This is a genomic window from Profundibacter sp. (assembly GCF_056498605.1).
Genome location: NZ_JBSMEZ010000107.1, coordinates 1 through 4,892 on the forward strand (window position 1 = coordinate 1; position 4,892 = coordinate 4,892).

6 protein-coding genes are annotated in these 4,892 nt (G+C 51.1%); 5 read left to right on the top strand and 1 reads right to left on the bottom strand.

Going from position 1 to position 4,892, the window contains the following annotated elements; genetic code table 11:
• Positions 1-119: 119 nt before the first annotated feature.
• Entirely contained in the window at positions 120-260 is a 141-nt protein-coding gene (locus tag ACWB12_RS11195; RefSeq protein WP_479530166.1) for a hypothetical protein, read from the top strand.
• Positions 261-489: 229 nt separating this feature from the next.
• Here ACWB12_RS11195 and ACWB12_RS11200 read toward each other — a convergent pair whose 3' ends face one another.
• Complete coding sequence (locus ACWB12_RS11200; protein WP_479530167.1) at positions 490-1,305, bottom strand: helix-turn-helix transcriptional regulator; 816 nt, start codon at positions 1,303-1,305, stop codon at positions 490-492.
• A 100-nt stretch (positions 1,306-1,405) separates the two neighbouring features.
• Here ACWB12_RS11200 and ACWB12_RS11205 point away from each other — a divergent pair, with 100 nt between their 5' ends.
• From ACWB12_RS11205 to ACWB12_RS11220, 4 genes are all read left to right on the top strand, one after another.
• Complete coding sequence (locus ACWB12_RS11205; RefSeq protein ID WP_479530168.1) at positions 1,406-2,473, top strand: ABC transporter ATP-binding protein; 1,068 nt, start codon at positions 1,406-1,408, stop codon at positions 2,471-2,473.
• Complete coding sequence (locus tag ACWB12_RS11210) at positions 2,473-3,396, top strand: ABC transporter permease (RefSeq protein ID WP_479530169.1); 924 nt, start codon at positions 2,473-2,475, stop codon at positions 3,394-3,396. Before ACWB12_RS11205 ends, ACWB12_RS11210 begins: the two co-directional genes overlap by 1 nt.
• On the top strand, positions 3,396-4,205 hold the full coding sequence (locus ACWB12_RS11215) for an ABC transporter permease (protein ID WP_479530170.1): 810 nt from the start codon (positions 3,396-3,398) through the stop codon (positions 4,203-4,205). Before ACWB12_RS11210 ends, ACWB12_RS11215 begins: the two co-directional genes overlap by 1 nt.
• Positions 4,206-4,233: 28 nt before the next feature.
• Positions 4,234-4,892: extracellular solute-binding protein (locus ACWB12_RS11220; protein ID WP_479530171.1), on the top strand; the 659-nt coding region annotated here is incomplete at its 3' end.

Consider the following 4,892-nt stretch of genomic DNA (forward strand, 5'->3'; position numbering starts at 1 on the left):
CCCAACGTTGCCCAAGTGCGCGGCGAAGGTTTGATGTGCGCTGTTGAGTTTGCTGAGATAAAGTCGCCTGTGAGTTTTTTCGATCCAGCTAAAAAATCGGTTATGCAATCTCGGCGGCGATGGCGTCGCGCAACGTGATTGCCCGTACCATGCCTCAAGGTGACATCATTGGCTTTGCTCCGCCACTTTTTATTACACCGGCAAAAGTGGACCAAGTTGTATCAGTCGCCAAAGAAGCCGTGGCCGAAGTGCTGGGGTAACATCCGTGTTGTGCCCATAGCAGAGGGGAAATATCGCTCTGCTATGTCATGGCCAATCGTATCACAGTCAAAAATGGCGCGACCAATTTACTCTTGCGTGTCCGGCGCCAGAGTATCTGTCTCATTGTTTGATTGGCCGAACGGCAGCAATGTGAAAGCTGCCTTGTTTCATTTCCCAATCTTCCAGGCTGCAAATAGAGAACCTGTTCTGTCTTCTGAACCACTATCGTTAGTTTAAGCTCGGTTTCTGCGAAAGTGAGCCCAGGATTGGCAACATCAGTTTGAACAATTCTGCCTGTGAAGATATTTTGCATTTTCGATACAGCTGCTTGCGAAACACTTTGACTGTCTGAAAGCTGATACCCAATTTTAGCCCAATGGAAACTGACGAGTGCCCTTGTAAAACAAGAATTGCGACCTCTGCCTGTCTGGGGCTTAGGTGTATTCCAAGAGACTGATTGATTGAATGAATCAGTGCTGTTGCAAACTCGCCTTCGGGCATATCACCGCTAGAGGTCAGATCCTTCCAATGTCTGGTTGTTAGAATATCAACAATTGGTGCAATCCGGTGTGCGCAGGTAAGTTCGCGATTTGAAAACCGCCGGTTAGAATTACTATCGCGCCCAAGGCAAACATGAAGCGAAATTCCGGGCGATGGATGCGAAACAAAAGCGAACTCGTCCACCATTGTTGTTCTGCGGTAGTATTCCCGAAAATACTGGTTTCTGTGAAACTTGTCCGGTGCAATATCACTAAGCCGGTATACGCCAGGGAGGGCATTCTTGAAGTGGAGGTCGTGGAACGGGTCTAAAAGATATGCACCCGCAAGGTAAATTTCATTTATGTTTTCATGGACCTTCGGTTGTTGGCTTTCAAACATCACCGGCACTGGCGGCTGGTTCGGGAAATAGGCCAGAATCGTAATGTTGTCATAAGGCACACAGGATTTCAGCCATGCGTTTAGGCTCTCTGGAAAAATGCTTGAATTCAGGCTCCTTATTGCCGTTGCAAGTAGGGCTTCTTCTGAATCTGCGGATACCCGCATGAATACCTCCTTGGGGGTATATACCCCTGCATGGGACAATAATAACCTAGTTTAGCAAGTTAAAGGGGTACTTGCATAGCGTATAGGGGGATTGCTGCGCATGGTTGATATTGCTGTCGACGTTTTGAATATGACCAAGCGCTACGGTAATTTTGTTGCGCTAAGGAACGTATCTCTCAGCATTCAGGACAATGAATTTTTTACCCTGTTGGGGCCGTCAGGGTGTGGCAAGACCACACTTTTGCGCACCATTGCCGGGTTCGAGGAAATCTCGGAAGGTGCGATCAAACTATATGGCGAAGACATTGCCGATCTGCCGCCGAACAAACGCCCCGTGAATACCGTTTTTCAGCAATACGCGCTGTTTCCGCATATGGATGTGACTGCCAACGTTATGTTCGGACTGTTACAGTTGGGACAGGATCGGACGACAGCGCAGGCCCGTGTAAGTGAAGTTCTGGAATTGGTGCAACTATCTGACTTTGCCAACCGTCTGCCTTCTCAGTTATCCGGAGGCCAGCAGCAGCGGGTGGCGCTTGCGCGGGCATTGGCCCCCAAACCCAAGGTTTTGTTGCTGGATGAGCCCTTGTCAGCGCTGGATTTGAAATTACGTCAGGCGGTACGTCAGGAACTACAGCAAATTCAGCAGGATACGGGTATCACGTTTATCTTCGTGACGCACGATCAGGAAGAAGCCCTGACAATGTCTGACAGAATTGCGGTGATTGCCGATGGTCTGGTGCAGCAGGTCGGTTCTGCCCGCGATATTTACGAGGCGCCGTTAAACAAATTCGTGGCGGATTTTATCGGCGAAACGAACCTGATTGATGTGGCGGTTTCCAATGTGGTGGATGGCAATGCGACTTGTACTTTGCCGGGGGGGGCGAAATTCACCTGTCCTGCTGCAATCGGAGCGGTGACGGGTAACGGGCACCTTTCGGTGCGCCCAGAAAGGGTGTCGCTGGTAAAGCCAAATGACGGGTTATTGCAAGGGGTAGCTGTGCGGCAAACCTATCTAGGCACAGATATGCATGTGGATGTTAGACTGGATGACGGCGAGGTCGTTACCGTTCGCCTGCAAAACTCGGAAGGCACACATATACCCGAAAAAGGCGAACGCGTCGGTTTGAATTTTGAGACAGGTGCGGCGCGCCTGCTGGTGGACTGATGGCGGGCGGATTCCCAAAAAACACCACGTCGAACACCAGCACCTATGCGGGTCTGGGGACCCTTTTGATGCTGCCTTCCTGGGTGATGATTGGCTTCTTTCTGGTGCTGCCCGTTGGTCTGATGCTGGTGTATTCTTTCCTGACCAAGGAATTTCGGGGCGGCGTCATCTGGGAATTTTCCATGGCGGCCTATGACCAGTTTTTCTTTGATCGGGGCCTGTTCGGGGATGATCCACCGGTCATTGAATGGACGTATATCAAAATCTTTTGGCGTTCGATCTGGCAAGCGGGGCTGGCGACGGTTTTCTGCCTGATCATCGGGTTTCCGACGGCTTGGTTTATCGCCACGCGCACGGGACCGAATAAATCAATCTGGTTGTTTCTGATCACCATTCCCTATTGGGTCAACTTGCTGATCAGAACTATCTCTATGAAATTCCTGATCCGCGATAATGGCCCGTTGAATGAATGGTTGGTGTCACTTGGCGTCATCACTGAACCGATCCACATCATCAACACCAATTTCGCTGTGCAACTGGGGCTGTTCTATTCTTACCTGCCGTTTATGGTGCTGCCGATCTATGCCAGTGTCGAGCGATATAATTTCGCTTTTTCCGAGGCGGCGGCCGATCTGTATGCCAGTCGCCTGACTACATTGCGCCATGTCATTTTGCCCTTTGTCAAACCCGGTATCATTGCTGGCTGCATTCTGGTGTTTGTGCCATCGCTCGGGGCATTTTTGGCACCGGACCTGTTGGGCGGGGCAAAGAATTTCATGATTGGCAGCCTTATCGAGGAGCAGTTCAAGGGCAATGCAGGGAACTGGCCGTTCGGGGCGGCGGTGTCGATGATCCTGTTGTCGATGGTGCTGGTGGTGCTGACCTACTATGCCCGCCAACAGGCCAAAGGGGATGTGCGCTGATGGCCAACAAGCTCGATCTGCGGCGGTTCCCGGGCTTTTTGCCTTTGACCTACCTGTGCCTGTTTATGCTTTATGCACCGCTGATTATTGTGATGGTCTATTCGTTCAATGACAGCAATTCGATTACCAACTGGGGCGGGTTGTCTTTACGTTGGTATGTTGAAGTCTTCACCGGTGTTGAGTCCGCAAAATTCAAAGCCGCGGCGATCAATTCCATCGCCATTGCGATCATGGCGGCCATTACCTCTACAACGATTGCGACACTCGCCGCGACCGCAATGCTGAAAGCAGGGCGTTTTCGGGGCAAAGCATTTGGGTTTGCGCTGATCAATTTGCCGCTGATGGTGCCGGAAATCGTTACGGCCGTTGCCACGCTGATCTTCTTTTCGGCCATTGGGTTCACATCGGGTTATCTGACCATCCTTGTGGCCCATATCGTGTTCTGCGTGCCCTTCGCCTATCTGCCGATTGCCGCCAGAATGCAGGGCATCGAAGACGTCTACGAACAGGCCGCAATGGATCTGTACGCAACCCGATTCCAGACGTTTCGCCTGATCCTGTTGCCGTTGATGACACCGGGCATCATTTCGGGGTTCCTGTTGGCGTTCATCATTTCGCTTGATGATTTTATTATCACCAACTTTGTCAAAGGTGCCGGCATTGAAACCCTGCCGACGGCAATTTTCGGGTCCGTCAAGCAAGGCATAAAACCAAACATCATGGCCATTTCCACCCTGCTTTTGCTGGTGTCAGTGGTCTTTGTCACCCTGTCCTATCTGGTCGGACGGATGGGACAGAATAAAAAATAACGGCCAAATAACAACGGAGGAGAAAGAAATGAAGAGATTTTTGAAACTGGGGGCATCCGCCTTGGCGCTGACGATTGCTGCCAGTGCCGCACAAGCCGAGGGTAAACTGTCGATATACCACTGGTTTGAGTACATTCCGCAGGAACTGCTGGATAAGTTTGCTGCAGAATATGATGTTGAAATCACCATGGATACGTTTGATTCAAACGAGGCCATGCTGGCATCCCTGAAGGCTGGCAAGATGGGCAGCTACGATGTGACAGTTCCCGGCGATTACATGGTTGAAATCATGGCCGCTGCCGGCCTGCTGGACACGTTTGATCCATCAGAGCTTAGCAATTTTGGCAATATCGCCCCTGAATGGGTCGATGTCAGTTTTGATCAAGGCCGCCACAGTTCGATCCCTTATCAGTGGGGTTCAACCAGTTTTGCCGTAAACCGCGACGTCTATAGTGGTGACATCAATACGACCGATATTTTGTTCAATCCGCCCGCGGAACTGCAAGGCAAAATCAATGTGCTCGATAGCCAAGGCGAAGTTCTGGCATTGGCGTCCATGCACCTAGGCATCCCACAATGCACAACAGACCGTGACCAGTTGCGTGCGCTGAATGATCTACTGCAGGCCGCCAAACCCCACTGGGCATCCTTTGGGTCCGACATTGCCAAGGATGTTCTGGTGTCCGG

What these genes read in the sequence shown, in the direction of transcription:
- ACWB12_RS11195 (WP_479530166.1), top strand. Translation starts at nt 120, where the DNA reads ATGGCGTCGCGCAACGTGATTGCCCGTACCATGCCTCAAGGTGACATC.
- ACWB12_RS11210 (WP_479530169.1), top strand. Translation starts at nt 2,473, where the DNA reads ATGGCGGGCGGATTCCCAAAAAACACCACGTCGAACACCAGCACCTAT.
- ACWB12_RS11200 (WP_479530167.1), bottom strand. Translation starts at nt 1,305, where the DNA reads ATGCGGGTATCCGCAGATTCAGAAGAAGCCCTACTTGCAACGGCAATA.
- ACWB12_RS11205 (WP_479530168.1), top strand. Translation starts at nt 1,406, where the DNA reads ATGGTTGATATTGCTGTCGACGTTTTGAATATGACCAAGCGCTACGGT.
- ACWB12_RS11215 (WP_479530170.1), top strand. Translation starts at nt 3,396, where the DNA reads ATGGCCAACAAGCTCGATCTGCGGCGGTTCCCGGGCTTTTTGCCTTTG.